34 protein-coding genes and 1 tRNA gene are annotated in these 26113 nt (G+C 73.1%); 29 read left to right on the top strand and 6 right to left on the bottom strand.

Annotation, left to right across the window (positions count from 1 at the left end; genetic code table 11):
• Window positions 1-27: 27 nt before the first annotated feature.
• Both rosag_RS07955 and rosag_RS07950 read left to right on the top strand, forming a co-directional pair.
• Complete coding sequence (locus tag rosag_RS07955; RefSeq protein ID WP_284349537.1) at window positions 28-363, top strand: PadR family transcriptional regulator; 336 nt, start codon at window positions 28-30, stop codon at window positions 361-363.
• A 9-nt stretch (window positions 364-372) separates the two neighbouring features.
• On the top strand, window positions 373-3063 hold the full coding sequence (locus tag rosag_RS07950; protein WP_284349536.1) for an ABC transporter permease: 2691 nt from the start codon (window positions 373-375) through the stop codon (window positions 3061-3063).
• An 88-nt stretch (window positions 3064-3151) separates the two neighbouring features.
• Here the strand turns inward: rosag_RS07950 and rosag_RS07945 are convergent, their stop codons facing one another.
• Window positions 3152-3298: a hypothetical protein gene (locus rosag_RS07945; RefSeq protein WP_284349535.1), complete on the bottom strand. Its 147-nt coding sequence runs from the start codon at window positions 3296-3298 to the stop codon at window positions 3152-3154.
• A gap of 238 nt (window positions 3299-3536) precedes the next feature.
• Here rosag_RS07945 and rosag_RS07940 point away from each other — a divergent pair, with 238 nt between their 5' ends.
• The 4 genes from rosag_RS07940 (at window position 3537) to rosag_RS07925 (ending at window position 7313) form a co-directional block, all read left to right on the top strand.
• A complete protein-coding gene (locus rosag_RS07940; protein ID WP_284349534.1) occupies window positions 3537-3944 on the top strand; it encodes an epoxyqueuosine reductase family protein in 408 nt (135 codons plus the stop codon).
• A gap of 45 nt (window positions 3945-3989) precedes the next feature.
• Window positions 3990-4346 (top strand): PadR family transcriptional regulator, encoded by a 357-nt coding sequence (locus tag rosag_RS07935; protein WP_284349533.1) that lies wholly within the window; start codon window positions 3990-3992, stop codon window positions 4344-4346.
• The gene (locus rosag_RS07930) at window positions 4343-7036 is read left to right on the top strand and encodes an ABC transporter permease (protein ID WP_284349532.1); all 2694 of its coding nucleotides are present in this window, start codon (window positions 4343-4345) and stop codon (window positions 7034-7036) included. Before rosag_RS07935 ends, rosag_RS07930 begins: the two co-directional genes overlap by 4 nt.
• A gap of 112 nt (window positions 7037-7148) precedes the next feature.
• Window positions 7149-7313 carry a hypothetical protein gene (locus rosag_RS07925; protein ID WP_284349531.1) on the top strand — a complete coding sequence of 55 codons (165 nt, stop codon included), beginning with the start codon at window positions 7149-7151 and terminating at the stop codon, window positions 7311-7313.
• A gap of 166 nt (window positions 7314-7479) precedes the next feature.
• On the opposite strand, the gene rosag_RS07920 is transcribed toward rosag_RS07925, so the two are convergent.
• Window positions 7480-7541 (bottom strand) — tRNA-Ser (locus rosag_RS07920).
• A 228-nt stretch (window positions 7542-7769) separates the two neighbouring features.
• Between rosag_RS07920 and rosag_RS07915 the strand changes: the two genes are divergently transcribed.
• The 3 genes from rosag_RS07915 to rosag_RS07905 are packed head-to-tail and all read left to right on the top strand — an operon-like array spanning window position 7770 to window position 9522.
• Window positions 7770-8078, top strand: a complete 309-nt coding sequence (locus tag rosag_RS07915; RefSeq protein ID WP_284349530.1) for a YjhX family toxin — start codon at window positions 7770-7772, stop codon at window positions 8076-8078.
• Window positions 8075-8302, top strand: a complete 228-nt coding sequence (locus tag rosag_RS07910; RefSeq protein ID WP_284349529.1) for a hypothetical protein — start codon at window positions 8075-8077, stop codon at window positions 8300-8302. The genes rosag_RS07915 and rosag_RS07910 overlap by 4 nt, the downstream gene beginning before the upstream one ends.
• Complete coding sequence (locus rosag_RS07905; RefSeq protein WP_284349528.1) at window positions 8299-9522, top strand: hypothetical protein; 1224 nt, start codon at window positions 8299-8301, stop codon at window positions 9520-9522. Before rosag_RS07910 ends, rosag_RS07905 begins: the two co-directional genes overlap by 4 nt.
• Before the next feature lie 62 nt (window positions 9523-9584).
• Here the strand turns inward: rosag_RS07905 and rosag_RS07900 are convergent, their stop codons facing one another.
• From rosag_RS07900 to rosag_RS07890, 3 genes are all read right to left on the bottom strand, one after another.
• Window positions 9585-9842, bottom strand: a complete 258-nt coding sequence (locus rosag_RS07900) for a hypothetical protein (RefSeq protein ID WP_284349527.1) — start codon at window positions 9840-9842, stop codon at window positions 9585-9587.
• A gap of 104 nt (window positions 9843-9946) precedes the next feature.
• Window positions 9947-10120: a hypothetical protein gene (locus rosag_RS07895; RefSeq protein ID WP_284349526.1), complete on the bottom strand. Its 174-nt coding sequence runs from the start codon at window positions 10118-10120 to the stop codon at window positions 9947-9949.
• An 88-nt stretch (window positions 10121-10208) separates the two neighbouring features.
• Window positions 10209-10481, bottom strand: a complete 273-nt coding sequence (locus rosag_RS07890; protein ID WP_284349525.1) for a hypothetical protein — start codon at window positions 10479-10481, stop codon at window positions 10209-10211.
• A gap of 470 nt (window positions 10482-10951) precedes the next feature.
• On the opposite strand from rosag_RS07890, the gene rosag_RS07885 reads away from it, so the two are divergent.
• Genes rosag_RS07885 through rosag_RS07875 form a run of 3 tightly spaced genes read left to right on the top strand, consistent with a single transcriptional unit; the run spans window position 10952 to window position 12113 of the window.
• Window positions 10952-11128 (top strand): hypothetical protein, encoded by a 177-nt coding sequence (locus tag rosag_RS07885; RefSeq protein ID WP_284349524.1) that lies wholly within the window; start codon window positions 10952-10954, stop codon window positions 11126-11128.
• Between the two features lie 17 nt (window positions 11129-11145).
• The gene (locus rosag_RS07880; protein WP_284349523.1) at window positions 11146-11661 is read left to right on the top strand and encodes a RusA family crossover junction endodeoxyribonuclease; all 516 of its coding nucleotides are present in this window, start codon (window positions 11146-11148) and stop codon (window positions 11659-11661) included.
• A 29-nt stretch (window positions 11662-11690) separates the two neighbouring features.
• On the top strand, window positions 11691-12113 hold the full coding sequence (locus rosag_RS07875) for a hypothetical protein (RefSeq protein ID WP_284349522.1): 423 nt from the start codon (window positions 11691-11693) through the stop codon (window positions 12111-12113).
• Window positions 12114-12117: 4 nt separating this feature from the next.
• Here the strand turns inward: rosag_RS07875 and rosag_RS07870 are convergent, their stop codons facing one another.
• The gene (locus tag rosag_RS07870; RefSeq protein ID WP_284349521.1) at window positions 12118-12636 is read right to left on the bottom strand and encodes a hypothetical protein; all 519 of its coding nucleotides are present in this window, start codon (window positions 12634-12636) and stop codon (window positions 12118-12120) included.
• A gap of 198 nt (window positions 12637-12834) precedes the next feature.
• On the opposite strand from rosag_RS07870, the gene rosag_RS07865 reads away from it, so the two are divergent.
• The 17 genes from rosag_RS07865 (at window position 12835) to rosag_RS07785 (ending at window position 25968) form a co-directional block, all read left to right on the top strand.
• Window positions 12835-13386 carry a sigma-70 family RNA polymerase sigma factor gene (locus tag rosag_RS07865; protein WP_284349520.1) on the top strand — a complete coding sequence of 184 codons (552 nt, stop codon included), beginning with the start codon at window positions 12835-12837 and terminating at the stop codon, window positions 13384-13386.
• A complete protein-coding gene (locus rosag_RS07860; RefSeq protein ID WP_284349519.1) occupies window positions 13383-13613 on the top strand; it encodes a hypothetical protein in 231 nt (76 codons plus the stop codon). The genes rosag_RS07865 and rosag_RS07860 overlap by 4 nt, the downstream gene beginning before the upstream one ends.
• Window positions 13614-13692: 79 nt before the next feature.
• On the top strand, window positions 13693-14139 hold the full coding sequence (locus tag rosag_RS07855) for a hypothetical protein (RefSeq protein ID WP_284349518.1): 447 nt from the start codon (window positions 13693-13695) through the stop codon (window positions 14137-14139).
• Between the two features lie 2 nt (window positions 14140-14141).
• Window positions 14142-15875, top strand: coding sequence for a hypothetical protein (locus tag rosag_RS07850; RefSeq protein ID WP_284349517.1), 1734 nt, complete (start codon window positions 14142-14144; stop codon window positions 15873-15875).
• A 526-nt stretch (window positions 15876-16401) separates the two neighbouring features.
• On the top strand, window positions 16402-16788 hold the full coding sequence (locus rosag_RS07845) for a hypothetical protein (protein ID WP_284349516.1): 387 nt from the start codon (window positions 16402-16404) through the stop codon (window positions 16786-16788).
• A gap of 120 nt (window positions 16789-16908) precedes the next feature.
• Window positions 16909-19161 (top strand): phage portal protein family protein, encoded by a 2253-nt coding sequence (locus tag rosag_RS07840; protein WP_284349515.1) that lies wholly within the window; start codon window positions 16909-16911, stop codon window positions 19159-19161.
• Between the two features lie 26 nt (window positions 19162-19187).
• Window positions 19188-19529, top strand: a complete 342-nt coding sequence (locus tag rosag_RS07835; RefSeq protein WP_284349514.1) for a hypothetical protein — start codon at window positions 19188-19190, stop codon at window positions 19527-19529.
• A complete protein-coding gene (locus rosag_RS07830) occupies window positions 19526-20650 on the top strand; it encodes a phage protease (RefSeq protein WP_284349513.1) in 1125 nt (374 codons plus the stop codon). The genes rosag_RS07835 and rosag_RS07830 overlap by 4 nt, the downstream gene beginning before the upstream one ends.
• Before the next feature lie 4 nt (window positions 20651-20654).
• Window positions 20655-21059, top strand: coding sequence for a capsid cement protein (locus rosag_RS07825; RefSeq protein ID WP_284349512.1), 405 nt, complete (start codon window positions 20655-20657; stop codon window positions 21057-21059).
• Between the two features lie 61 nt (window positions 21060-21120).
• On the top strand, window positions 21121-22095 hold the full coding sequence (locus tag rosag_RS07820) for a hypothetical protein (RefSeq protein WP_284349511.1): 975 nt from the start codon (window positions 21121-21123) through the stop codon (window positions 22093-22095).
• Between the two features lie 88 nt (window positions 22096-22183).
• On the top strand, window positions 22184-22582 hold the full coding sequence (locus tag rosag_RS07815) for a hypothetical protein (protein ID WP_284349510.1): 399 nt from the start codon (window positions 22184-22186) through the stop codon (window positions 22580-22582).
• Between the two features lie 14 nt (window positions 22583-22596).
• Window positions 22597-22815, top strand: a complete 219-nt coding sequence (locus rosag_RS07810; protein WP_284349509.1) for a DUF7210 family protein — start codon at window positions 22597-22599, stop codon at window positions 22813-22815.
• Between the two features lie 40 nt (window positions 22816-22855).
• A complete protein-coding gene (locus rosag_RS07805; protein WP_284349508.1) occupies window positions 22856-23326 on the top strand; it encodes a hypothetical protein in 471 nt (156 codons plus the stop codon).
• Window positions 23326-23907, top strand: a complete 582-nt coding sequence (locus rosag_RS07800; RefSeq protein ID WP_284349507.1) for a hypothetical protein — start codon at window positions 23326-23328, stop codon at window positions 23905-23907. The genes rosag_RS07805 and rosag_RS07800 overlap by 1 nt, the downstream gene beginning before the upstream one ends.
• Complete coding sequence (locus tag rosag_RS07795; protein ID WP_284349506.1) at window positions 23904-24398, top strand: hypothetical protein; 495 nt, start codon at window positions 23904-23906, stop codon at window positions 24396-24398. The genes rosag_RS07800 and rosag_RS07795 overlap by 4 nt, the downstream gene beginning before the upstream one ends.
• Before the next feature lie 43 nt (window positions 24399-24441).
• Entirely contained in the window at window positions 24442-25263 is an 822-nt protein-coding gene (locus rosag_RS07790; protein ID WP_284349505.1) for a phage tail tube protein, read from the top strand.
• A gap of 93 nt (window positions 25264-25356) precedes the next feature.
• On the top strand, window positions 25357-25968 hold the full coding sequence (locus rosag_RS07785; protein ID WP_284349504.1) for a hypothetical protein: 612 nt from the start codon (window positions 25357-25359) through the stop codon (window positions 25966-25968).
• Window positions 25969-26113: the final 145 nt, after the last annotated feature.

Below are 26113 nucleotides of genomic sequence, written 5' to 3'. Positions count from 1 at the left end.
ACCACTCACCTAGCTAGCTAGGTAAAGGTGCCGAAACCCAAGAACGACGTCCTCCAGGGCACGCTCACCCTCCTCGTCCTGCGGGCCCTCGAGGCCGCGGGGCCACTGCACGGCTACGCCATCACCTCGCACATCCAGCGGGTGTCGGCGGACCTCCTGCGCGTCGAGGAGGGTTCGCTCTACCCCGCCCTCCACCGCATGGAGGACGAGGGGTGGCTCCGGTCAGCGTGGGGCACCACCGAGAAGAACCGCCAAGCGCGCTTCTACTCGCTGACGGCGGAGGGCCGGAGGCAGCTGGGGGTCGAGCGCGAGAGCTGGGCGCGGCTCACCAAGGGCGTCGGCCGCGCGCTCCGCTACACCTGAGGTCCGCCCATGCCCTGGCACCGCCGGCTGCTCCGCCGCTTCCGCACCGCCGACTTCGAACGCGAGCGCGCGTTCCACCTCGCCGAGCGCGCCGACGAGCTGCGCGCCTCGGGGCTCTCGGCACATGGGGCGGCCGTCGAGGCGCGCCGGCGCTTCGGCAACCCGCTCCCGCCCGGCGGCGTCGCGGTCTTCCTCGGCTCGGCGGCCGCCGACCTGCGCTACGCCCTGCGCGCGCTGCGGCAGGCGCCGCTGGTCGCCCTGATCGCGGTCGGCTCCATCGCGCTCGGCATCGGCGCCACGACGGCGGTGTACACGCTCGTCGATGCGCTGGCCCTGCGCGCGCTGCCGGTCCCGCACCCCGAGGAGCTGTACCTCCTGGGCCCCGCCACCCCGGGCGCGGGCGGGCTGCGCGAGGAGCTCCCCGGCGACGGGCCGCTGGACGGGGTGTTCACGAACCCGCTGTGGGAGGCGCTCCGCGACGCGCCCAACGGCTTCGACGCGGTCGCCGCGTTCAGCGCCCTGCGCGTCAACGTCGCGCGGGCCGGCGAGCCGCGGTACGTCGACGCGGCGCTCGCCGGCGGCGACTACTTCCGCGTGTTCGGAGTGACGCCAGCCGCGGGGCGACTGTTCACGCGGCAGGACGACGTCCGCGGCTGCCCGGCCATCGCGGTGCTGAGCCACGCGTTCTGGGACCGCGAGTACGCGCGCGACCCCGCGGTCGTGGGTCACACGCTGTCCGTCAATGGGCGGCCGTTCCAGATCGTCGGCGTGTCGCACGAGGGCTTCTCGGGCCCGGAGGTGGGGCGCGCCCCGCCGATCACCCTGCCGCTCTGCGCCGAGGCCGCGCTGCCGGGGGAGCGGTCGCTGCTCGACTCGCGCCACAGCTGGTGGCTCACCGTCATCGGCCGTCGGCCGGGCGGCGCCGACCCGCGGCAGGTCGCCGCCAGGCTCCGGGCCGCGGCGACCGCGGCCTACGCCGCCACCACCCCGCCGGACTGGACGCCATCCCAGCAGCGCGATTACGCGACGCGGGAGCTCGCGATGGCCCCCGCGCCGCAGGGGATCTCGCCGCTCCGCGCGCAGTACAGCCGCGCGCTGCTGACGCTCCTCGGCTTCGTGGCGGTGGTGATGCTCGCCGCGTGCATGAACGTCGCCAACCTGCTGCTCGCGCGCGCCACCGGGCGGCGGCGCGAGCTCGCCGTGCGCCTGGCGATCGGCGCCGGGCGCCCGCGCCTGGTGCGCCAGCTGCTGGTGGAGAGCGCGCTGCTAGCGGCGCTCGGGGCGGCCGGCGGGCTCCTGCTCGCGCGGTTGGGCGCCGCGGCGCTGCTCGCGGTGATCGCGACGGCGGGCAGCCCGATCGAGCTAGACCTCTCGCTGCACCCGCGCGTCCTCGCCTTCACCACGGCGGTCGCCGCGCTGAACGTGGCGCTGTTCGGCGTGCTTCCCGCCCTCCGCGCCACGCGCGTCGCGCCGCAGGCGGCCATGCAGGTGGGCGGCCGCGCGGTCGCCCGGGGGCACGGGCGCTTCTCCGGCGGCCAGGCGCTCGTCGCGGCGCAGGTCGCGCTGTCGCTGGTGCTGCTGGTCGGCGCCGGCGCGCTCGTGCAGTCGTTCGCGGCGCTCGTGCGGGTCGACACCGGCTTCCGCGCCGACGGCGTGCTGCTCGTGACCACAGACCTGTCGCGCAGCGGCCTGCGCGGGGCCGGGCTCGTGGCTGCGCGCGGCGCGTTGCTCGAGGCGATGCGCGCGATCCCCGGCGTGACGCACGCCAGCCAGTCCGAGCTCACGCCCGTCGGCGGCGCGTCGTGGAGCGAGGCGGTCGAGGTGGAGGGCTACACCCCCCGGACCAGGGACGACGCGCAGGTCTGGTTCAACCGCGTCGACCGCGGCTACTTCGCCACGATGGGGATGCGGCTCCGGTCCGGGCGCGAGTTTGACGCGCGCGACGCGGCGACGGCCCCCGGCGCGGCGATCGTCAACGAGGCGTTCGCGCGCAAGTACTTCCGCACGCCGAACGTCGTCGGCCGGCGCATCCGTCGGAACGAGGGTGGGACCCGGTCGGCGCCCCTCACTATCGTCGGCGTGGCGCCGAACGCCGTGTACCTCTCGCTCCGCGAGCCCCCCCGCCCCACGGTGTACGTCGCCATGTCGCAGGGCGCGCCCGCCGCCACCATGCGGGCGGAGCTGCGGACGGCCGCCGACCCGGCGTCGGTGGGTCCCGCCGTGCGCGCTGCGGTCGCGCGGGTGGCGCCGGGCGCAGCGGTCGCGATGCGCACCCTCTCCGATCAGGTCCGGTCGTCGATCCGCCGGGAGCGGGTGCTCGCGGCGTTCGCGTCGGCGTTCGGCGCGGTCGTGGTCGCCCTCTCGATGCTCGGCCTGTACGGCGTCACGGCCTACGCGGTGGCGCGACGCACCACGGAGATCGGCGTGCGCCAGGCGCTCGGCGCCGGCCGCGGGCGCGTCGTGGGAATGGTGCTGGCCGACGTGGCACGCGTGCTCGTGGCCGGCGCGCTGGTCGGCATCCCGGTCGCGCTCGGGGCCGGCCGGCTCCTCGAAGCCCAGCTCTTCCGCACTCGTCCGTCGGACCCGCTGGTGCTCGCCGCCGCCGCCGCGCTGCTCGGGCTCGCGGCGCTCCTGGCGGGGCTGGTGCCCGCGATGCGGGCCGCGCGAGTGCCCCCGCTCGTGGCGTTGCGCGACGAGTGAAGGTTCCGACGCCGTAGCGACGGAGCGGCCCGGTTACCCCCGAGAGGGCGACCGGGCCGCTGTCATGCTTCGACGAACGAGCGCGCGACTACGCGCGCACGAGCTTCTTGTACACGAGTCGGTGCGGCTGGTCCGCGTCCGCGCCCTTCCGGCGCTTCAGGTTCTCGACGTACGACTGGTAGTTCCCCTCGTTCCAACGGGCCTCGAAGCAGTCGGGCCACCAATGCGGACGCATGGCTCGCACGGAGCGCCATCGAACGAAGGAACTGCGCACCGAGGGGCGACGATTCGCACGATGAATTTCCGCCGGACCCTCTACCACGCAGAACGCCCGGCACGAGGCCGGGCGTTCTGAAAGTCCGTAAGTCGTTGTCCTGCTTGCAGTGGCCAGGGAGGGAATCGAACCCCCGACACGGGGATTTTCAGGCCGTACGACCACTCGGCGGCACTGGGTGCGCGCGGTGCACGCGAGGGTGAACTCGGTGCGCGCGAAGGCGCTCGGTGGGCCCGACTCCCTCTACTGGTCCCTCTACTTCGATCCGCGACGTCAGCGTGGCGGCATTCCGAGAGCGACGATGAACGGGTGCGACGTCTCCCAGACCACTTGCCCCTGGAACGTCAAGTACGCCACCCTGTTGCCGGCCGGCTCACCCTTCGCGCCGCGTGAGGCGCTCGCGGGCAAGGACGCGCGCACGCTCGCTCGCGAGATCCTCGGCATGGACGTGGACGCCTACCGCGCGGCGTTCAAGGGCTCGCCGATGAAGCGCGCGAAGCTCCGCGGGTTGAAGCGCAACGCGGCCGTGCTAGCGTCGGCGCTGGAGCGCTCGGCGGAGGCTCAAACCGAGGCGGGGCGGTCCCGCACTCTCCCCTTGACGTCTTAGGGCGACCGCGTCACTATCGTTCCCATAAGGTCTCATGGGGAACACATGACGATCGCCGCCGCCGAAGACCTCGACCTGCTGCAGGGGACGCTGGACGTCCTCATCCTCAAGACCCTCTCCTGGGGCCCGCGCCACGGCTACGCCGTCGCCCGGTGGATCCACCAGGTCTCCGAGGACGTCCTCCGGGTCGAGGAGGGGGCGCTCTACCCCGCCCTCCACCGGCTGGAGCGGCGCGGCTGGATCGAGAGCGAGTGGGGGCTCTCCGAGAACAACCGGCGCGCCAAGTACTACCAGCTCACCCGCGAGGGGCGCGCGCAGCTGGGCGCCAAGAGCACGAGCTGGGCGCGCTACGCCGCCGCCGTGAGCCGCGTGCTGGCCGTCGCCGACGGAGGCCCCTCATGAGCGCCCGGGGCCTGCGCCGCTTCCCGGGCGTGCGGCGCCTCTTCCGCCTCCCGGGCGCCGACCGCGACGTCGGCGCGGCGGTCGACGAGGAGCTGGCCTTCCACGTCGACATGGCCGCCGCGGAGCTCGTCGCGGCCGGCCGCGCGCCCGACGAGGCGCGCGCCGAGGCGCTGCGCCGCTTCGGCGACCTCGAGGCGGTGCGCGCGCGCTGCCACGACATCTCCTCCCACCGCGACACCGCGATGCGCCGCCACGAGCTGCTCTCCACGGTCTGGCACGACGTCGTGTACGCCGCCCGCGGCATCCGGCGCGCGCGCGGGTTCTCCGTGGTCGTCCTCCTCACCCTCGCCCTGGGGATCGGCGCGACGACGGCGATGTTCTCCGTCGTCCGCGGGGTGCTCCTGCGCCCGCTCCCCTTCCCCGACGCCGAACGCGTCGTGCGGCTCTGGCCCGGCAACCCGAAGGTCGCGATCGAGGGTCGCGTCGTCAGTGCCAAGGAGCTCGAGGACTGGGAGCGCGAGCTGCGCGGCTTCGAGGCGGTCGGCGCGTTCGGCGTGATCCCCATGGGGCACGTGTACGGCGAGGGGGGCGCGGAGCCGGCGTACGCGAGGACGTCGTACGTCTCGCGCGGCTTCTTCCCCGCGCTCGGCACGCCCGCGCGCCTCGGGCGGACGCTGCGCGCCGAGGAGCACGTCGACGGCGCGAACCGCGTCATCGTGGTGAGCGACGCGTTCTGGCGCGCGCAACTCGGCGCGGACCCGCAGGTCGTCGGGCGCGTGGTCCAGCTGGACGGAAAGCCGTACACCGTCGTCGGCGTGATGGGGCCGGACTTCGCCTTCCCGGATCCGGGCATCGCGGTGTGGGTCCCGAGCAGCGTCATGGACCCGGACGACGCCGGGTGGCGCGGGCGCGAGCGGCGCTGGCTGAGCCCGGTGGGGCGGCTGCGCCCGGGGGTCACACCGGCGCAGGGACGCGAGGAGGTCGAGGCGCTGCTGCGGCGGCTCGCGACCACGTACCCGCAGACCAACGCCGGGTGGACGTCGGCGGTCGTCGAGGACGTGCGCGACTCGATCGTCGGTAAGGTGCGCCGCGGGCTGCTCGTGCTGCTCGGCGCGGTGGGGCTCGTGCTCCTGGTCGTCTGCGCGAACGTGGCGAACCTGCTCCTCGTGCGCGCCACCGGCCGCGGGCGCGAGATGGCGGTCCGCGCCGCGATCGGGGCGGGGCGCGCGCGCGTCGTGCGGCTCCTGCTCACCGAGAGCCTGCTGCTCGCGCTCGCGGGCGGCGCGCTCGGCGTGGCGCTCGCGTGGTGGGGCGTGCGCGCGCTCGTCGCGCTGAGCGGCCACTTCCTCCCCCGCGCCGCCGACGTGCGGCTCGACCTCGGGGTGCTCGGGTTCGCGGTCGGCGTCACGCTCCTCACCGGACTCGTCTCCGGGCTCTGGCCGGCGCTGCGCGCGTCGTCCACGCGGCTGGCGAGCGTGCTGCGCGATGGCGCCCGCGGGAGCTCCGGCGGGGCCGCGTCGCACCGGGCCCGCGCGGTGCTCGTCGGGGCCGAGGTCGCGCTCGCGGTCGTGCTGGTGGCGAGCGCGGGGCTCATGCTCCGCAGCTTCCAACGGCTCACGAGCGTGGACCCCGGCTTCCGCCCGGAGGGGGCGCTGCTCGCGCGCTTCCACCTGGAGGCGGACGGCCCGCCGCCGTGGCCCTTCCCGGCGGAGCGCCGGCGCGTGATCGAGCGGGTGCGCCAGATCCCGGGGGTGACCGCGGCGGGGGCGACGACGTTCGCGCCGTTCACCGACGGGCAGGGGCAGGCGCGCCCCTTCACCGTGCCGGGGCAGCCCGCCCCGGCCCCCGGGGAGGAGCCGCTCGTCCAGCTGCTGCCGGTGAGCACGGGCTACCTAAAGGCGTTGGGCATCCCGCTCCTCGCCGGGGAGGACATCGACGCCGTGGCGGGCGACTCGACGGCGGGGCGGTCGGCGATCATCAGCAAGCGGATGGCGGACCGGTTCTGGCCCGGGCGCAACCCGGTCGGCGAGTCGTTCCTTCTCGGCCCCCGCGCCGTGCGCGTGATCGGCGTCGCGGGCGACGTGCGCAGCACGCGGCTCGACTCGATCGCCGGCTACACGGCGTACGTGCCGGACCGGCAGCTGCCGCTAGTGCACGTCTCGCTCGTCGTACGCACCGACGGCGACCCGGCGTTGCTCGCGGGGGCGGTGCGCGCCGCGATCCGCGAGGTGCTGCCGAGGCGGCCGATCCTCCAGATCGTCCCGATGCAGGACAGGGTCGCCGCCGGCGCCGCAACGCCGCGCTTCTTCACCACGCTGGTGAGCGTGTTCGGCGCGCTCGCCCTGACGCTGGCCGCGGTGGGACTCTACGGGATCGTCGCCTACGTAGTGCGGCAGCGCGAGCGCGAGATCGGCGTGCGCGTGGCGCTCGGCGCCCCGCCGGCCCGCGTGGTGGGGCTCATGCTGCGGCGCGGGATGGCGCCGGTGCTCGCCGGACTCGCGGTCGGGATCCCGCTGGCGCTGCTCGCCACGCGCCTGCTGCGCGCCCTGCTCTACGAGGTGAGTGCGAGCGACCCCGTCACGTTCGTCGGGGTCGTGGCGCTGCTCGCGGCGGTGGCGCTCGTCGCGAGCTGGCTCCCGTCGCGGCGCGCGGCGCGCGTCGACCCCACGGTCACGCTGCGCGCGGACTGACTGGTTCGCGGCCCCTCGGGAACGCCGCACCGGCCTCGCGCGGGCCCATGCCGGACGCCGCGATGCGTCGCCGCATGGCCGCGCTGGTCGCCCTGAGGGAGAGGGGCCCGAGATGACTGCCATCCTCCAGCGCTTCACGCAGATCCGCCGGCAGGAGACGGCCTCCGTCGTCGCCTCCGCGCTCTGCTTCTGCTTCCTTACCGCGCTCATGGTGCTGCGCCCGGCGCGCGAGGCGTTCGGCATGCGGCTTCGTGGGACCTCGTCGCACGACTGGTAGTTCTCGTGGTTCCCCTCGTGCCACACGACCTCCGCGAGGTTGAACCGCGGACGGAGCAGACGGTTCGCGCGGATCCCCTCTACCGAACCCTCTACCACGCGAAACGCCCGGCCTAGAGGCCGGGCGTAGTCGTTTGCGCAAGTCGTTGTCCTGCAACGAACTGGAGTGGCCAGGGAGGGAATCGAACCCCCGACACGGGGATTTTCAGAGCCCGCCGACCGTCCCGCCATGCCCCCGTCATGAGGGGGAATACGAGGGTAGGGGCCACGCTCCGATCCGCCATGAACCGCCATGCTACGGCGGTGCGCGCGACCGGAATGCCGCCCCGAATGCGCCCCGGTTCGGACCCGCCGCGCACCTGCTGCTGGCGGTAGTCGATCGACCGGGGACCGAGGACCGACGCGCAATCGCCGCCGGCCGTCACGGCCGGGTCCGCCTCTCGCCGCGGGGGCGCTGATGCCGACCCGCTTCCGCACCGAGGGCCTCGGGCGCGTCTCGTCGAAGGTGCTCGCCGTCCTCGCCGGTGGTGGCCGCGTCGAGTCGCGCCGCCAGTATCCGAGCCGGCCCGAGCTGACGCTGCTGACTGACGCCGGCGTTCGGAAGGGCGTGGTCACCGCGGCCGCGCTCCAGCAGCTCGTCGCGCAGAAGGTCGTGGAGCCCAAGGTGCTCTCGCCCGACGCGATCGACTACCGGGTCACGCACGCGGGCCGCGCGACGCTGCAGCAGCTCCGCCATGCCGCCGCACGTACCCGGAGGGCCTGGTGAAGCGCCGCGTGAAGGGCCACGCGAAGGGGCGCGACGTGCACGCGCACGCCGCGGCGTCGGGCTGCCTGGCCGACGGTCGGCGGTTCCACACGTGGCGCGTGGTCACGTTCGACGCGACGTCCGGCCGCAAGATGGTACGCTGTCGCCACTGCCCGGCCGAGCGCTGGGAGACGCGGCACCCCGGCACCTCGCCGCGTCGCTCCGTGCGCGGAGGTCGTGGATGACAGGCGACCGACGGGATCGGGGCGAGTACCACGCCTTCTACGTCGCGTTCCTCGACGACCCCGACGTCCAGGCGCTCGACCACCTCGCGTTCCGGGTGCTCATCGCGCTGCGGATGTCGCTCGGCGCGGCCGGGATCGGCGTGCCCGTCGTGCTGCAGGTCTGTCAGCGGGCGAACTGCACGCCGGCCGAGTACGAGGCCGCGTGCCGCGTGCTCGAGGCACCGAAGCCCGACGACGTCGAGGGCCTGGGGTGGATCCGCCGCGAGCGGAACATCGTCTGGGTCGTCAACGCGCTGCGCTATCACCCGTCGCTGTCGGCCGAGAACCCGAAGCACCGCACCTTCGTGCGCGAGCGCCTCCTCCGCCCGCTTGGCGAGAAGGCGATCGTGCGCGCGTTCTGGACCCGCTACCGCGAGTGGCAGGTCGAGACCGGCGCGCGCGATACCGTATCGATAGGGTATCCGGGGCCTATCGGTACGGAACCCGATCATAAAGCGGGAAGCGGAAGCGGGAAGCGGGAAGCCGTAGCGGGTATCCGAAGCGGCAGCGGAGCTCCGACGCACGCGCGCGACGCGGCGCCGACGACCGCTGCCGACGCGGATGAGCAGCCGGACGGCGCGCGCGACGCGCTCGACGCCGGCGACGCGCCCGCCGACTCGCCGCTCCGCGCCGCGCCGCTCGCTGCGCTCGTGGCTCGACTGCGAGAGCAGCGCTACCGCGTTGCACCGCCGGAGCGCTGGCGGGACGTCGTGCAGCAACTGCACGGCGTGCTGGCGCCCGAGGGGACCGCGCTGCGGAAGCGGGAGGTCGTGCGCGCGACGCCGGCCATTCTCGCGCGCGCGATCGCGCTGACGCTCGCCGAGCCGACGCGGAATCCCGACCGCTCGATCGTCGTGGTGCTGCTCAAGTGCCGCGACGGCGAGGCCGTGGCGCCGCGCGACGCGCAGGGGCGCACCGCGCCCGAGGCAGCCGCGGCGGACGACCGGGCGCGGCGCGCGGCCGACGAGCAGGAGTTCGCGGCGCGCCAGCGCGCGGCCGACGCGTGGCTCGCCGAGCATGCCGAGGAGTCCGAGGCGATCGCCGTGCAGGTCGACCTGCAGTGCCCCTCGAACAGCGCGCTGCCGAAGGCGCTGCTGGCGCATGCCCGCGCCGCGTGTCGCGTGCAGCTCGTCGAGCGTCGGCGCGCGGAGCTGGGCGAGCTCGCGGGAGTGGGCGCGTGATCAGTGCAGCTCGGCCGGATTCGGCACGCGCGCTCGCCGTGGCGCTCGCAGGATGGGCGCCCTCAGCTGAGCGACTGCAGGTCCGCGAGACACTCGTCGACGGCCGCGAGCGAGCGGTCCCGCGCAGCCGCGTACTTGGGGTCCCGGGCAAACTGCAGTTCGATGATGGCGCGCACGAGCGCGTGCGACTGACCAGTGGCCCGCGCGACGTCGCAGAAGTCCTCTACGGCGTTGGCGAACTCCTCGAGTTGGCTGGGCAGGAGCCGGCTGGTGCGCTCCCGAAGGGCGCCGATCGCGGTGGCGAAACGATGCTGGTCCATACACGAGATGCAGCTCCGACTGCAGTCCAACGTGCCGGTACCGTCACGCGCCATTGCGCGGACTCCGGATGGTGCGCGATGGGCGGGCGTCGCCGCTGGACGTCTCAGTCGCGTGGATTCAGGAGCCTGAGCGCGGCCGCGGCCGCGGCACGCGCCTCGGCTCTCGCCGCCTCGGCGTACCGCATCTCGACCTCCGCCATGCGTTGCACCATGACGTCGAACTGGTCCTGCGGCATGGTCGGGACGGTCGGGCGCACCCGCTGGGCGATGTCGGCCATCAGGGCCTCTAGCGACTCCGGCGGGTCGTACATCGAGCGGGTTCCTCTGCGCGGTAAGGGAATGGAGCGCAGCGCGGAGTGCGCGCGCTCAGCGCTCCTCGACCCGAGGGCGCACGCGCCGATCGAACACCGGACCGCGAAGCGCGCCGCGGACCGTCGTCCGCACCCAGTCGCGGAGGGTCACCCCGAAGACGGTCCCCGCATCGCCTTCCCCGAGCGGGAGCAGTTCCACCGCGAGTCGCACGATCGTCGCCGGCCGCTCACCCGCACGCTCGAGCTCCTCGGCGAGTCGCACGACCGCGGCACGGGCACAGTCGTGCTGAAAGCCGGCGGCCGTGGTGCACGGGCGCATCGCGCGCACGTAGCGATCCACAGCGGGACCGGAGGTCTCCGGAGCGAGCATCAGTCGGGTTGGGAGGGCGCGCCGGCCGACGCACCGCCGGGAGAGGTCCGACGGTGGCCGCTGGCCAGTCCGCCGTGGAGCAGCGGCAGGGGGTGTGCCAGCCTGGGGGCGCCCAGCCCGAACGTAGGTCGCCCCGTGGACCCGCCGTTGTGCAGCCGCAGGAAACGAGGGAAACCGGCGACTGCCCCGCGACGAGCCATGGGGCGATGCGATCACTATGCAGGCGGAACCGCTCCGTCGGCAAGGGCCAGCGCCGGAGGGCGAGGGACGATCACTCGCCACGCGCGCGGCGCGGATTGCGGGTGGGGCTCCGGGCTGCCCGATGCATCGGCGAACCGACCCCCGAGCTCTACGGCCGAACCGTCACTCGTCACCCCCCACCCGCACCTCGAATATATGCTCGCCGGAGCGCCGGGGGGCTGATGGTCATGCGTCTCCTGTACCTGCTGTTCGCGATCGCGTTCGGTGTCGCCGCGTGGGCCTGCTGGCGCGGCAGCAGCGAACCCGAACACGCCGAGGAGCGCGTCGGGCTCCTGATCTACTCCGCGACCTTCGCGTCGCTGGCGGGCGTCATGCTCGCCGGCGCGTTCGAGTGGGGGCGCTGACGATGCGGCTGTCGGAGTTGCCCGTCGAATTCCAGAAGAAGGTCCGCGCGGAGCTCGAGCGGCAGGCGGCCGCGCGCGCGCCCGTGCCGAATCCGGCGCCGGCGGGTGCGCCCGCGTTCACCGGGACCGCGGTGATCGGGGATCCGCCGATCGCGCGCCGTGTCGGCGATCGCCTCGAGCTCGTGCTCCCCTTCGCGCCGCGCACGAAGAAGAACAGCACGACGCTCGGCGTGAAGCAGTCGAAGGCGTACATCGCGTACCGCAACGCCGTCGTCGCGCACCTCGCCTCGTTCCGGGAGCAGCTCGCGCTGCCCCTCCCCGATCGACCCTACAACCTCGCCGCGGTGTTCTACACGGACAGCGCGGGCGACCAGGCCGACCGCTTCGGCCTCGAACAGGCGCTCGCCGACGCGCTGCAGGACGCGCAGGTGATCGCCGACGACTGGTGGTTTCGTACCGGCGACGGGACACGTGTCGTCTCCGATCACGCGCGGCCCCGCGTCGAGCTCTCGATCACGCCTCTTCCCGTCTGATCATCCGTCGATCCTGCACCCCGCCTCCGGTGACGCCCTTCACGCCCCCCTCTGACGGTTCGTACGCGCCGCACCCGATCGAGTCGCCGGGCGGCGTGGAGCGGCGCGCGGCACCGCGCACGCGGTACGTCCACGGCGACCAGCGCACCGCCGGCTGGCTCGCAGGCCCGATCGAGCGGGAGCTGTGCTGCCCGCGCGGTCATCACATCCGCGACGGGGCGCTCATCGTCGGCGAGCAGCCCGTGCGCTGCCAGCACCGCGACGTCGCCGGCCGCGCGCCCTGCGGCCTGCTCGTGTGGGTCATCGTCGACACGCGCAGCAGCGCCGTCTACGTGGCGGAAGTCGACTGGGCGGACGTGCGCGCGATCAAGGAACACCGCGACGTGCAGGAGACGCTCCGGTACCTCGGCGCGCCGATGTGGCCCCGTATGACGATCGACCGCTCGGCCTGACCGCCTACTTCGAGTATGCCGGGAGGATGCGAGCTGCGACAAGCACCGCGAGTCCGAGGAACAAGGTGGCATTCCGTGCTTGGTACCACCGGACCGCGAGCTTCCCCTTCGAGTCAGCCGTCTGGTGACCGACCTTGGCCACCTCGCCTTGCTCGACACCGACTGCGTGTACTCGGTCGCGCGTGGTCGGGCGCCCTGTGGTGCTGTCAATGAACTCTCCCCCAGGGGTGTGAGCCGCCCGGATGAAGTTCTGGGACGACGTCTCAGCGCGCAGGGTGAGGGCCTGGACACGGTAGATCTCGACCATCGTCTCGATGCGCTTGATCCCGCAGTAGAGCGAAGCGCCGAGCAACGCGAGGGCAGCGACCTCGAACGTCGTCGGGTTCCACCCCAATCGCACAGGCTCGATGCGCTGGCCGACGTACGCGGCGAGGGCGCCAGTGCCGCCGGTTAGGAAGTAGTCGAACTTCTCGGACGCCTGACGCCAGGCGTCGATGATCTTGTCGATTCGCTCGTCTGCCATCGCCTCCTCGGGATTGGGGTAGGAATCGGCGGCAATCTACCGCCGCTCGTATTGCTCGGCTCCGTTCGATCGTCCTATCTTCGACGAGCCGGCCCTGCCGCCGGCGCCCACATCTTCTCGCCGACTTCCCCCGGCATCGCGACCGCCCTCACCAGGGCGGCCTGCGGTGCCGGGGGTTTCTGCGTTCTGCCCCCTCCGATGGCGCTCGACGCTCCCTCCTCGATCGACCCCGCCGACCATCTTGGCCTGCTGTACCGCGAGGCAGGGCGGCTGGCGGCGCGCATCCGGCGCCCGCGCGCGGAGCTGCTCGGCGACGGGTACCTCGGCCTCGTCGCCGCGGCCGCAGCGTTCGACGCCTCGCGTGGCCTGCGCTTCTCGACGTTCGCGGCCCCGCGGATCCGCGGGGCGATGCTCGATGGCCGCCGACAGCTCGCGGCCATCGTCCCCGGCTCGCGCCGCCCCGACTACGTGGCGCCGTCGCCGATCGACGACGAGAACGCGCACCGCTTCCCGTGTCGCGCGGCGGACGCCCTCGCGCTGGTGGTCGACGTGGACCAGGCGGCGCGCCTCTGGGCCGCAGTCGATCAGCTGCCCTCGGAGCTCGCGCACATCGTCCGCCGGTACTTCCGCGACGACTGGACGCTGAAGGAGATCGGCCTCGAACTGGGGGTGAGCGAGGCGCGCGCATCGCAGCTGCGCGCCCGCGCGCTCGCCCGGCTCCGTCTCACGCCTTGGAGGTTCGTCGCGTGATCTTCGCCTCGCTTGCCCCGGCCCCGCACCCGGCGCCGGTGCCGCACGACGACCCGTCGGTCGCGCGCGACGTCGCGCGCATCATCTCGGCCCTGCAGGACGCACAGGAGCTGCTCCGCGGCATGTTCGGCGGTGGGATGGCCACGATGCCCCCGCTTCTCCAGCGCGAGTACCAGCGCCGCGAGGACGAGCTGCGCCAGCTGCGCGCGACGACCGTCCGCGGGTAGCTCGCCAGTGGCCAGGAAGGGCGCGCCGGCGCCGGCGGAGCCCTCCGCCCGCGGCCGGAAAACAGCGGCGAAAACAGCGGTGGCGGCCGCGGAGGCGGGCGGGCCCGAGGGGACGCCGGCGCCGGCGGCCGCGCGTCGTCCGCACGCGCGGAAGGCGGTGACGAAGGTCGAGCAGCCGCACGGCGGCGCGCTCCTCTCGGGCGGCGTCGAGGGCAACCGCGGCGGCACCGGTCGGCCGAAGTCCGAGGTGCGCGCGCTCGCGCTCGAGGGCGCGGAGCGCGCGATCCCGGTGCTCATCGACATCGTCGAGGACGCGCAGCTGCGGAAGAAGAAGCCGGCCGTCGTCGCGATCGCCGGCGACAAGCTGCTGAAGTACGGCCTCGGCACGCAGAAGGAGATCACCGTCGACGAGGTGAAGGGTCGCGTGCGCAAGACCATCGACGCCGCGCGCGAGCTGCTCCCGCCCGAGGCCTACCCGGGCCTCTTCGCCGACTTCATGGCGCGCCTGAACGCGATCTGGCGGTAGCCGTGGCCACGCTCTCCCTGTGGCCCGACGACGTCGACGCCGCGGGCGCGCAGCTCTCGGCCGACGACGTCGCGCGCGGTGGCGCGCTGGCGGCGCTCTTCTGCGAGGCAGCGGCGGAGTCCGACCTCGCCGCCGCGCGGCGCCCGCTCGGCGCGCCGCCGATGTCGCTCGTCGACTTCGTGCGGCAGGCGTGGGACGTCCTCGAGCCCGACACGCCGTACATCCACAACTGGCACGTCGAGGCGGTGTGCGCGCACCTCGAGGCGGCGACGCGCAGCTACGCGCTCGTGCGCCTCGCGCAGATCGAGGCCGGGGAGGTCGAGAACGACGTCGACGACTGGTGGCGCGGGCCCGCCGTCCGGGACCTGATCATCAACATCCCGCCCGGGTTCATGAAGTCCCTGCTCGGCGCCGTCTTCTGGCCGGCGTGGATCTGGACCTTCCTGCCCGGGTGGCGCGGGATCTTCTGCTCGTACGCGATCGACCTGGCGCTGCGTGACTCGGTGAAGTGCCGCCAGCTGATCGAGTCGGAGTGGTACCAGCAGACGTTCAAGCCGACGTGGCGCTTCGCCGGCGACCAGAACGTGAAGTCGTACTTCCAGAACACCGCGATGGGGTTCCGGCTGTGCGTCTCCGTCGGCGGCCGCGCGACGGGCTTCCGTGGGCACGGCATCGTCGTCGACGACCCGCTGAACGCGGCGGACGCCTCGTCCGAGGTCGCGCGCACCGAGGCGCGCACCTGGTGGGACCGGTCGATGAGCTCTCGCGTGAACGACAAGCGCACGGGCACGCGCGTCGTGATCATGCAGCGGCTGCACGAGGAGGACCTCACCGGTCACCTCGTCGAGCGCGGCGGCTACCAGCACCTGTGCCTGCCCCTGGAGTTCGAGCCGGAGCGGAAGGCGGCGACGTCGATCGGCTGGGAGGATCCGCGCGAGGAGCCCGGCGAGTGCCTCTTCCCGACGATGTTCCCGCCCGAGGTGATCGCGCAGACGCAGCTCGAGCTGCTCGACGACTACGCGGGCCAGTACCAGCAGCGGCCGACCGCGGCCGACGGCGGGATCTTCAAGAAGGGCTGGTGGAAGCGCTACGACGTCATGCCGCCCAAGTTCCACCAGGTCGTGCTGGCGTGCGACGCGAACGTGAAGGAGACCAAGGCGGGATCGTTCGCGGTGATCCAGCTCTGGGGCCGCGTGCATGCCGACGTGTACCTGGTCGGCCAGGTGCGTGCGCGCCTCGGCTTCCCCGAGCTGATCGAGGGGCTCCGCTGGGCGTCGCAGTACTGCGTGGCGCCCGGGCAGCGCGCGGGCGCGAAGCTGATCGAGGACAAGGCGAACGGGCCCGCCGCGATCGCGACGCTCACGAAGCAGATCCCAGGCATCATCGCCGTGCCCGTGGAGGTGTCGAAGGAGGCGCGCTGGCGTTCGGCGTCGCCGTACGTGCGCGCCGGGAACGTCTACCTGCCCGACGACCTGCTGGCGGAGCGCTGGACGGCCGTGCTGCAGGAGATCGCGGAGCAGGAGGACAGCTGGCTGCAGTCGAAGGACGTGAAGCGCACGTGGGTGACCGACTTCCTCGGCGAGCTCTCCGCGGTGCCGAATTCGGCGCGCGACGACCAGGCGGACACCGCGACGATGGCCATCCTTGAGATGTGCCAGCCGCCGCAGCGCGAGGAACGCCGCCAGCGGCCCCGGGCCGGCTCGAGCGCGGCTGGCGCGATCGCGGCTATGGAGTAGGGGCACGGTCGCGGCGGGGGGCGCTTGCGATGGCGCGGTCCCTCTCACAACGTGAAGGAGCCTGCTGGAGACGGCAGGCCTGCGGAGACGATGGTCCCCGCGCAGACAACCCGACGCCTGTCCCCCCGGCCTGTACGCCAGCTCCATGGCGTCCGGGCCGGTTTTGCGTTCGGGCCACCCTCCTCTGAGGAACTACCAGATGCCCAGGTTCACGACGTGTCCGAAGTGCGGAGAGCATGCGACGGTCATCCGCACGATGGGCGCTGCGCCGGTGACCGCATGCTCGAACCCGTGCTGCCCGGCCCCGGCGCCGCGGTGCCCGCACTGTGGTGCAGGCCAGCCGTTGATGCTGAGCGGCGGCCGCGCGATCTGCAGCAGGTGCGATACCGAATTCGCGCTCGATCGGTAACGCCCGGCCCACTCCTACGTCCGCGGCCGGGTCGCGCTGGCGCGATCACGGCCGTGGAGTAGGTTCGCACGACCGCGGCGACGCCGCTGCGTACGTTCGGCCTACTGGGAGATCTCCATGCCATCGCCAGACGATCCGTTTCTCAGGTTCACGCCGGGTGACCGGGCGGTCCTCGCGGCACAACTCGCTCGCGACCTCGAGACCGAGCTGCATCGCGGAAGTGGAACCCCGCCGCAGAATCTGCGCGCACCGGTGAAGGCCCTGTTCAACGCGCTCGGGGTGCGCGTCATCGACACCCCAGACATCCAGCTGACGGCGACTAACTTTGCGACGGCGTACGGCTACGCAATGCGCCTCGCGATCGGCTTGGAGCAGGGCGGCAGGTGGGCGACACGGCTGCACGAGTACGTCCAGGGACTCGCTCGGCACTTTGCCATGGAGATCCTCGACGAGGGCCACGACGAGTTCAACGCGATTCGGAAGGCCATCGAAGATCGGGCGTGACGCTTGACCTCGCTCCTGCGTCCCGTGTAGCGTAGCACCACAACTTCTCGCCGCCCTCCAGCGGCCCAGCCCCAGCACCACCGGGGCCGGGCCGCTTTTTCGCGTTCCTGCCTGCCCGCCGTGGCCACTCGGAAGAGCCTCGCCCCGATCGCCGCCACCGGCACGACCACGATCAACCGCGAGGTGGTCGGGGACGAGTACGTCAGCGCGCTGCAGGACCTGCCGTCGCGCATGCGGACGTACACGAAGATGCGCCGCGGCGACGGCGCGGTGCACACTGCGCTGATGGCGCTCGAGAAGCCCATCCTCGGCGCCCGGTGGGACGTCGCCGGCAATGACGACGTCGCGCAGGCCTGCCGCGAGGAGCTGTTCAGCGCCGACCGCGGCGCGGCTCACGATCCCAGCCTGTTCGAGCAGGTCCTCACGCACCTGCTCACCTACCTGCAGTACGGCTTCGCGGCCGCGGAGCCCGTGTGGGCGCTCGGCGACGACCAGCGGATCCACTGCAGCGCGCTCACGATCATCCGCCAGGAGAGCGTGCGCACGTTCCGCCTGAAGGCGGGCACGGGAGAGCTCGAGCACCTGGTGCAGTACACGCAGGCGCTCGACGAGAGCGTGCGCGACATCGACGTGCCGGCCGAGCGCCTCATGCTCGCGGTGCACGCACGCGAGGGCGCCGACTACTCGGGCGTCTCGCTCATCCGCCCGTGCTACCGCGCCTGGCTGGAGCGGGACACGATCCGGAAGACGCGGCTCTGGCACCACGACCGCTTCGGCGCCGGGACGCCCGTCGCTGAGTACCCGCAGGGCGCCGGCGACGACGATAAGGATGCCGTCGACGAGGCGCTCGCCGACTTCCGCGCCGGCGCGCGCACCTACCTCGCGGTCCCGCACGGGACGAAGCTGCAGCTGATCGGTGGCCAGAACACCGGGACCGGCCCGACCGAGGAGCTGGCGGCCCTCGCCGCGGAGATCGCGAAGACGACGCTCTCGCAGGTCACCGAGCTCGGGACGTCGGGCAACGGCGGCAACCGCGCCCTCGGCAACACGTTCGCGACGCTGCTGCGCGCCGGCCTGCAGGGCTACGCCGAGTACCTCGCGAAGGTGATCCGCCGCGGCATCGTGCAGCCGTTCGTGCGGTGGAACTTCGGCGAGTCGACGCCGATCCCCGAGCTGACGGTCAGCGTCACGCTGACGGGCGTCCTGGAGCTGCTGGAGGCGATCACCGCAGCCGTCGCCGCGGGCCTGCACCTGGAGCCCGAGGACATCGCCGCGCTGCGCGATGAGCTGGAGCTCCCCGAAATCCCGCTCGAGGAGCTGAAGCAGCGCCTCGAGGCGCGGAAGGCGGAGGCGGCCGACCTGGCGGCCGCGAAGGCGCGCCAGGTGCCCGCGCCCGGGCAGAAGGGCGCGCCGCCGAAGGGCGATCCGGAGTCGAAGCCGACGACGCTCGCCGACCCGGCCGAGGACCGCGCGCTCGACTACCGCGGTCGCCCGCGCGGCGCGCGCGTCGTCGCGCTCGAGGAGCAGATCCTGAAGCCGCGCGGCCTCGGCGAGCAGCTCGATCGCGAGGCGGTGCGCGCCGGCGCCGACGTCCTCGACGAGCTGCGCGCGATCGACCGCGTGCTCGTCGACCAGGTGCGCACGCTGGCCGCCGCCGGCGGCGACGCGCTGACGGCGCGCGTGCAGTCGATCGACGTCCCGAAGTCAAACCTCACGCGCCTGCAGGCGGCGCTCGCGCGCGCGGCCGAGCGCGCGCAGCAGGTGGGGTTCGAGGCGGTGCTCGCGGAGCTCGAGCGGCAGGGCCTCGACACCACGCAGCCCACGCCGCGGCTCTTCACCGATCGCCTGCGGAGCGCGCTGCGTCGCCTCCTGGCGGACGACAGCCTCTGGGGCGGCCTCGCGGCCATGCTGCGCGCCCTCGTCGGCCTGTACGCGTCGCGCGAGGCCGCCCAGCGCGCCACCGCGGCGCAGGCGGCCGCGCTGCAGGCGGTCACCGCGGCCGCGCCCCAGGCGGCTGCCGCCGGCGCCGCTGCGGTGGACGCGACGGCGGTCGCGCAGCGCGTCGCAGACACGCTCGCCGAGCGGGCCGCCGCGGCTGTCGAGGCGCGCGTGAGCGAGGTGGTGAACGTCGCGTTCGGGCAGGGTCGCCAGCAGGCCGCGCAGGCCTTCGGGCGCGCGATCGAGCGCCAGGTGCGGTCGGAGGCGCTCGACGCGCACACGTGCGAGCACTGCGCCCGTCACGACGGCGACGACTACGCGTTCGGCGACCCGATGGCGCCGGAACTCCCCGATCCCAACTGCGCCGGCGGCATGCGCTGCCGGGGCGTGTGGATGTACCTGCTCGCGGCCGACGCGCCGCGGCGCGCCGCCTGAGCGCGGCGTCACACGAGGACCTGACCATGCGCATGCTCTCCCGCATCGCCGCGTTCGCGAGTCTCGCGCTCGGCACCATCGGCGTCACCGGCGTGACCGACGCTCCGACGACCAGCCAGGCGCGCGGCGCGGCGCCGCTCGGCGTCGGCACGCTCTACGTCGGCGATCAGCCGATCGGCGCGCGTCGTGCCCCCGAGCGCACGCCGGCGCCGCGGGCGCTCGTCGAGACGATCGCGACCGATGCGACCTACCTGAGCGCCATCCGCGGCTTCCGCGGCTACGGCAGCCCCCAGGGAGGCCGCCATGCGTCGTGGCGCATCGTGAAGCGCGGGCGCTCGGCCGCCGTCGCCGTGCTCGCGGTTCGATGAAGACGCCCACCCGCTTCGCGTTCGCGCACGCGATCACGCTCGCCGCCGACGCGTCGTCCGGCTGGCAGCAGATCCTGCGCGCCGGCACCTGGCAGCACCCGAAGCACGGCGCGATGGCGATCACCGCGGCCGACCTGGCGGAGCTGAAGAAGAACTTCGACGCGCGCGTGCGCGGCTTCGTCTACGCCGACTACGACCACGGGATCGCGATGCCCCGGGGCGACGGCAACGCGATCGCCGCGGGCGAGGTGAAGGCGCTCGAGCTGCGCGCCGACGGCGCCGAGCTGTGGGCGCTCTACGAGCCCACGCCGAAGGCTGCCGAGAAGATCCGCGGCGGCGAGTACCGCTTCACGTCGGCCGACTTCGAGACGGCCTACGTGGACAAGACCAGCGGGAAGCGCGTGGGCAAGGTGCTCCGCGGCTTCGCGCTGACGAACCGCCCCTTCATCGAGGGGATGGCCCCGCTCCAACTCGGCGACGCGGCCTCGGGGACCGCACCTGTCCTGTTCGCTGAGTACCCCCGCGAGGCCCCGGCCTCGGAGATCCCCATGAACCTCAAGCAGACGCTGAAGCTCGCCGAGTCGGCGACCGACGCAGAGGTCGAGGCCGCGGTGGCGCAGCTGCTCAGCGAGCAGCAGACCGCCCAGGCCAACGCCACCACGCTCACGGAGGTGCGCAACGCCCTCCAGCTGGCCGACACCGCCGACGGCAGCGCGATCGCCACCGCGGTGAAGACGCTCAGCGAGCAGAACACCGCGCTGAACCAGGCGAAGCGCGAGACCGAGGTCGACACGCTGCTGAACGAGCGCGTCGCCGGCGGCTACCTCACGCCCGCCGAGAAGCCGCACTGGCGCACGCAGCTCCTGAGCGACGTCGCCGCGGTCGCTGACGGCGCGAAGACGCTCCTGCAGGCGATGCCGAAGCGCGTCCCGCTGCAGCAGCCCGCGGCGGCGCCGAACGGCGGCCAGCCGATCCAGACCGACAGCCAGAAGCTGCTCGACGAGAAGATCGCCCAGGTCCGCAAGGACAACCCGGGCATCACGTACGGCGACGCGCTGATCCTCGCCGAGCAGGAGCTCGCGCAGGCCGGCACCAAGGTCCCCACCACGAACGAGGGCTGAGCCCATGCCGAACCGCAAGCTGATCTCTGTTTCCCAGATGCCGCCGGTGCTGGGCTACGAGAACGAGTCCGCCACCACGCTCAGCGAGGGCATGGCCGCCGTCGCGGGCAGCGCTGAGGGCCTCTGCACCGTCGGCGCGGCCGACGCCGAGGTGCTCGGCATCGTCGCCAAGGGCACCGAGGCGACCACGGGCCAGGTCGCGAGCCTGCACGTCGGGCACGGGCAGCTGGTCTACGTCCGCTCGGGTGCGGCGTTCGCCGTTGGCGCGCCGCTCACCATCGACAACGCCGGTCGGTTCGTGACCGCCACGTCGACGAAGAAGATCCAGGCGAAGGCGCTGGGCGCGGCTGCGGCCGCGAACGAGCTGATCGCCGCGGTGCGCATGGACGGCCAGTCGGTCGTCGCGTAACCGCCGGATCCCCCGCCTCTCCCTCCCCTCCGTTCTTCCCTCCTGAAGAGGTTCTGCGGCCATGCCCGCTACCAACAAGCTTCGCATCAACACGCGGCTGACGAACGCCAGCGTCGAGTACAAGGGCGGCAGCGGTTTCGTCGCTGACGTCATCGCCCCCGTCCTCCTGGTCGACAAGCAGGCCGGCCTGATCATGGAGGCCGACAAGTCCAACCTGATGGTCGACGCCGACGGCGACGACCGCATCGGGCAGGGCGAGGAGCCGCCCACGCTGAAGGGCGACTTCTCCGACCTGACGTTCGCGACGGTCGAGCGCGCGCGCGGCACCACGGTGCACGACGACGAGGTCGACGCGGACAACGCCGAGGACGCGCCCTACGAGGTGAAGGTGCGCGCCACGGAGCTCGCGACGATGCGCCTGCAGCGCAACCGCGAGGTGCGCGTGAAGACCAAGGCCCTCGCCGGCGCGACGGGCGCGAGCCCGGCGACGAAGTGGGACTCGGGCGGCGACCCGGTCGCCGACGTGCGCGAGCAGAAGGTGATCGCGTACAACGCCGGCGTGCAGCTCAACCACATGGTCATCCCGTGGCTGGTGGTCGAGCACCTGAAGGAGAACGCGGCCCTGAAGGACTACTTCAAGGGCGGCGCGACGGTGAACAACCCCGCGCTGGTCGACGTGAACGTGCTGCGTGCGATCTTCGGCATCCAGAACATCCACGTCGCCGACGCGCACTACGTGTCGGGCAACATGGTCGCGGGCCCGCAGAGCGGGACGGTCGGCGGCATCTGGACGGACGACATCCTGATGTTCTACCGCCCGGAGCGCCCGATGCGGCGCGAGCTGGCCTTCATGTACACGTACGCCTGGCGCCGCGCCTTCAAGGGCGCCGCGGCGAACGCGCAGGGCCAGGTGGTCACCGAGCACTACGAGCCGCGCAAGCGCACGCTCTTCATCGACGCGCGCACGTACCGCGACGAGAAGGTCCTCGTGGCGGCCGCGGCCCGGAAGCTCACCAACGTGCTCGCCGGCGTCTGACGCCGCGCTGACGCGCTTCCCTCGCTGAGCGCCCGCGCCGGAGTACTCGGCGCGGGCCCTCGCGCCCCTCCAGACCGACGAGACGACCATGCGCCTGCGCGCGCTCACCGACATCTGCCGCACCGCCCGCAAGGGCGACGAGTTCGACATCGCCGACGCGGCCGGCGAGATCCTCATCCGCGACAAGGAGGCCGAGGCCGTGAAGGCGAAGGTCCCGACGACGTCGACGGGTGGCGGCAGCACCGGCAGCACCGGCAGCACCGGCAGCACCGGCAGCACCGGCAGCACCGGCAGCACCGGCAGCACCGGCAGCACCGGCAGCACCGGCAGCACCGGCAGCACCGGCAGCACGGCGCCGGCGAAGCCCGCCACGGGCGCGCGCGGCGGCCGCCAGGCCGCGCCGAATCCGGCGCCGACGACCCCTGCGAGCGACGCGCAGACGCCGCCCGCTGATCCGTCGGGCGAGAGCTCGACGCCCACCAGCTGACCTCGAGCCCTCTGATGGCCAAGAAGAACCCGACCGACGGCGCCGACGCGATCGCCGCGGAAACGACCGCCGCGGCTCCCGTGCGCATCCCCGTGCGCATGCTCGACAAGCCGAAGGCCCCGTGGCGCCACGCCGGCGAGGACGTGAAGCCCGGCCAGGTCCTCGAGGTCGATCCCGACATCGCCGACCGCGTGATCTCGCAGGGCATCGCCGAGCTGGCGCAGCCCGCGTAACCGGGCGTCACGCGCCGCACTCACCCGCACCCGTAGTCCCGTGCCTACCGTCTACGCCAACGAAGCGGACGTCGCCCGCGAGCTCGTCGCGCTCCTCCCCTCCGGATTCCCTGCGGATCCGGCGGCGGGCGACGCTACGCCCTCGAAGAGCGCCGTCACCGCGGAGATCGCGGCGGTGACCACGGGGCTGCGCGTGCGCGTGGTGCGCGCGATCGGCGTCGAGCCCACGGCGAACGACGACGCGGCCGCGCTGGTGAAGCGCGCCATCGTCGCGAAGGTCGTCGCTTGGGCGCTGCGCCGCGTGTCGATCGGCATGTCGGCCGTCGACGTCGAGAAGCTCACGAAGCCGTACGAGGACGTCTACCGCGACGTGCTGAAGGAGATCGAGCTCCTGCCTGATCTCTTCAAGGCGCCCACCACGGAGACGCGCCGCGTCGGCCGGACGGCAGCGGAGCACCGGCGTGATCCGGTGCTCGGTGACGACGCCCTCGGGCGCACGGACACCTACTGATGCCCGAGCTGCTGCGCCTCACCCTGCGGGCCGACGGAATCGACGGGATCCGCGAGTTCGCGCTCACGCTGCGCGAGAACGCGGACGACCTGCGCCCCGCGCTGCGCGTCGTCGCCGAGAACCTGCGGCGGCGGCAGCGGCGCGTGTTCAACACCGAGGGCGGCGAGACGGACGGGGGCCGCTGGTCGGCGCTGCGGCCGCGCACGATCACCGCGCGGCGCAACCGCACCGGGCACTACGCCCAGGAGCCGAACGGCGAGCGGCCGACGCGGCGTGTGCTCCACTGGACGCATGCGCTGCGCGAGTCGCTCGTCGAGGAGAACGCGGCAGGGTCCATCGCCTCGGTGTCGGCGTCGACGCTCGTGTACGGCACCATGATCCCCTACGCGGCGGCCGCGAACACGCGGCGTCGCTTCTTCGATTTCCCCGAGCGGTTCATCATCACCGACGTGCTGCAGCCCATTCAACAGCACCTGCTCGGCCGTGATGCCCGTCTCGGGCAGGGGCGCCGCACCACGCGACGCATCGGCGCGACGCGCGTGCCCCTGCAGGCGGCGCAGGCTGCTGGAGGCGCCGCATGATCGCCTCTGTGATCGCCGAGGTGCGCGAGAGCGCGACGGCGGACCTCCCGGGGTGCATCGCGCGCGTCGCGGCGCTGCGCGGCGTCGAGCTGCTCGACCGCGTCACCGTCTACGACTGGTGGAAGTCGGCCGCGGAGTTCGTCGCCGTGCAGTACCCGGCGCTCTTCCTCACGTGGGACGGCAGCGCCGCCGCGCGACGTGAGCACACGGGGCGCGACAGCGTCACCGACCTGCTGCTCTCGTACGTGTTCCGCTCCGCGAACATGGACGAGGTGCAGCGCCACCTGCTGCACGTGCCCGAGGCCGTGCTCACGTGGCTCGACGAGTTCCCCACTCTCCACCGCGTTGAGGGCAAGACGGTGCACGCCGTCGCGCCCGGGGTGGAGATCGAGATCGGCGCGAGCGTCGATCGCCTGAAGGACGGCGGCCTGCTCTGGGCCGTCGACATCGGCCCCGTGCCGTTCCACGCGCGCGACGTCGCGGCTCCGTAGCCGCGCGCGCGCTCCCCTGCTCGCCCCTCCCCGGACACTCCTCATGGCCCGCATTCTCTCGCCCAGCCCGAAGCTCGAGCAGCTCGGGAAGGGGCAGCTCCTGTTCGATCGGTTCGATGACAACGGGGTCTCGACCGGGTTCTTCCACCTCGGCAACGTCGAGTCGTTCACGATCTCGACGGCCGACGAGAAGCTCGAGTCGCAGAACCACATGACCAAGGCGGCCGGGACGCGCAACAGCGTCACGGTGAAGCGCACGGTCACCGGCAAGATCTCCGGCCTGGAGTTCTCGGCCGACAACCAGGCGCTCGCCCTGATGGGTGAGATCGCCGAGTACACGCAGACCGGCGGCGCGCAGACGGCCGAGGTGCTGACGCCGGTCGACGGCGTCGTGCTGGGGCGCATCTACCAGACGCGCTACCGCGAGATCTCCGCGGTCTCGGTGAAGAAGGGCGCGACGGTCCTCGCGCTCGTCAACGCGGCGGGCGTCGGCGACTACAAGATCCTCGATGCGGCCGCGGGCTTCATCCAGATCTCGCAGACGCCGTCCACCGCGGGCCTCGTCGCCGGCGACGACCTCACGGTCGACTACAGCGCCGCGGCGCTCGCGTCGGGCAGCGGCCGCACCACGATCCGCGGCGCGACGAAGTCGAAGATCGAGGGCTACCTCAAGTTCCTGCCCGACAACCAGGCGGGCGTCAACAAGGAGGCGGACCTCTGGCGCGCGTCGTTCACGCCGGACGGCGAGATGGGCTTCATCAGCTCCGACTTCAACAAGTGGGGCGCCACCTGCACGGTGCAGGAGGACGCGACCAACCACCCGGACGAGCCGTACTACCGCATCCTTGAGCGCCCGGCTGCGTAAGCCGCGCCGCTTGACCGCAGTACCGCACGGGCTGGCCAGCGCACCGCTGCGCCAGCTCGTGCGCCCCCTCCCCTGCCTCCCACCGCTCCCGCGATGACCGCCGCCGCCTCGCCCGCGCCCGCTGCTCCCGCCTCTGCTCCCGCCGTCTTCACAATCGGCGGCCGTGCGTTCGTGCTGCTCGACGAGGGCAGCGTCGAGCACGACATCTACCTCACGCGCCACCTGCGCGGCGCGGGGCTCCTCGCGAACGACGGCGCGCCGGCGGCCGCGCTGCGCGCCGACGCGTCCGAGGACGACAACGCGCTCGCCTTCATCTGCGCGATCTACGACAGCGGCCGCACGTTCGACCTGCTCGCCGGGCTGCTCGTCGACGCGACGGCGGACGGCGTCGCCCAGGAGTGGACGCCGGCGATGGCCACGACGAACGCGGCGTTCTTCGCGCGCGTGCGCGATCGCGACAGCAAGCAGCAGCTGCAGGGCATCCTCTCGGCGGGCGTCGCCGCTTTTTTCGGCGCCGCGATCGGCTCGCGGATGAGTTCCCGGAGCTCTTCGAGCGCGGCGCTCGCCGATCGCACGGATCCGCAGGACACGTCGCCCGCGACGTCGACCGATTCGGCGACTGGCGCGACGTCGTCGTCGAGCTCCTCGAGCACGACCCCGTCGGCGCCCGCGGCGTCCGACGCTGGCTCCTCCGCGACGCCCTGAGCGCGTACCTCGGCGCGGTGCGCGCGCGCGCCCGCGCGGAGTACCGCCTCGCGCATCTGGAGTGGGCCATCTGGGCGCCGAACGCCACGAAGGAAGACCCGATCGAAGCGCCCGAGCGTCCCGCCCTGCTCGACTAATCGCCCGC

This window comes from Roseisolibacter agri, from assembly GCF_030159095.1.
In the GTDB taxonomy this organism is placed as follows: Bacteria; Gemmatimonadota; Gemmatimonadetes; order Gemmatimonadales; family Gemmatimonadaceae; genus Roseisolibacter; species Roseisolibacter agri.
This window is presented reverse-complemented; position numbering and strand designations above follow the sequence as displayed.

What these genes read in the sequence shown, in the direction of transcription:
- rosag_RS07950 (WP_284349536.1), top strand. Translation starts at nt 373, where the DNA reads ATGCCCTGGCACCGCCGGCTGCTCCGCCGCTTCCGCACCGCCGACTTC.
- rosag_RS07945 (WP_284349535.1), bottom strand. Translation starts at nt 3,298, where the DNA reads ATGCGTCCGCATTGGTGGCCCGACTGCTTCGAGGCCCGTTGGAACGAG.
- rosag_RS07935 (WP_284349533.1), top strand. Translation starts at nt 3,990, where the DNA reads ATGACGATCGCCGCCGCCGAAGACCTCGACCTGCTGCAGGGGACGCTG.
- rosag_RS07930 (WP_284349532.1), top strand. Translation starts at nt 4,343, where the DNA reads ATGAGCGCCCGGGGCCTGCGCCGCTTCCCGGGCGTGCGGCGCCTCTTC.
- rosag_RS07925 (WP_284349531.1), top strand. Translation starts at nt 7,149, where the DNA reads ATGACTGCCATCCTCCAGCGCTTCACGCAGATCCGCCGGCAGGAGACG.
- rosag_RS07915 (WP_284349530.1), top strand. Translation starts at nt 7,770, where the DNA reads ATGCCGACCCGCTTCCGCACCGAGGGCCTCGGGCGCGTCTCGTCGAAG.
- rosag_RS07905 (WP_284349528.1), top strand. Translation starts at nt 8,299, where the DNA reads ATGACAGGCGACCGACGGGATCGGGGCGAGTACCACGCCTTCTACGTC.
- rosag_RS07900 (WP_284349527.1), bottom strand. Translation starts at nt 9,842, where the DNA reads ATGGACCAGCATCGTTTCGCCACCGCGATCGGCGCCCTTCGGGAGCGC.
- rosag_RS07895 (WP_284349526.1), bottom strand. Translation starts at nt 10,120, where the DNA reads ATGGCCGACATCGCCCAGCGGGTGCGCCCGACCGTCCCGACCATGCCG.
- rosag_RS07885 (WP_284349524.1), top strand. Translation starts at nt 10,952, where the DNA reads ATGCGTCTCCTGTACCTGCTGTTCGCGATCGCGTTCGGTGTCGCCGCG.
- rosag_RS07870 (WP_284349521.1), bottom strand. Translation starts at nt 12,636, where the DNA reads ATGGCAGACGAGCGAATCGACAAGATCATCGACGCCTGGCGTCAGGCG.
- rosag_RS07865 (WP_284349520.1), top strand. Translation starts at nt 12,835, where the DNA reads ATGGCGCTCGACGCTCCCTCCTCGATCGACCCCGCCGACCATCTTGGC.
- rosag_RS07845 (WP_284349516.1), top strand. Translation starts at nt 16,402, where the DNA reads ATGCCATCGCCAGACGATCCGTTTCTCAGGTTCACGCCGGGTGACCGG.
- rosag_RS07835 (WP_284349514.1), top strand. Translation starts at nt 19,188, where the DNA reads ATGCGCATGCTCTCCCGCATCGCCGCGTTCGCGAGTCTCGCGCTCGGC.
- rosag_RS07830 (WP_284349513.1), top strand. Translation starts at nt 19,526, where the DNA reads ATGAAGACGCCCACCCGCTTCGCGTTCGCGCACGCGATCACGCTCGCC.
- rosag_RS07825 (WP_284349512.1), top strand. Translation starts at nt 20,655, where the DNA reads ATGCCGAACCGCAAGCTGATCTCTGTTTCCCAGATGCCGCCGGTGCTG.
- rosag_RS07820 (WP_284349511.1), top strand. Translation starts at nt 21,121, where the DNA reads ATGCCCGCTACCAACAAGCTTCGCATCAACACGCGGCTGACGAACGCC.
- rosag_RS07815 (WP_284349510.1), top strand. Translation starts at nt 22,184, where the DNA reads ATGCGCCTGCGCGCGCTCACCGACATCTGCCGCACCGCCCGCAAGGGC.
- rosag_RS07810 (WP_284349509.1), top strand. Translation starts at nt 22,597, where the DNA reads ATGGCCAAGAAGAACCCGACCGACGGCGCCGACGCGATCGCCGCGGAA.
- rosag_RS07800 (WP_284349507.1), top strand. Translation starts at nt 23,326, where the DNA reads ATGCCCGAGCTGCTGCGCCTCACCCTGCGGGCCGACGGAATCGACGGG.
- rosag_RS07795 (WP_284349506.1), top strand. Translation starts at nt 23,904, where the DNA reads ATGATCGCCTCTGTGATCGCCGAGGTGCGCGAGAGCGCGACGGCGGAC.
- rosag_RS07790 (WP_284349505.1), top strand. Translation starts at nt 24,442, where the DNA reads ATGGCCCGCATTCTCTCGCCCAGCCCGAAGCTCGAGCAGCTCGGGAAG.
- rosag_RS07785 (WP_284349504.1), top strand. Translation starts at nt 25,357, where the DNA reads ATGACCGCCGCCGCCTCGCCCGCGCCCGCTGCTCCCGCCTCTGCTCCC.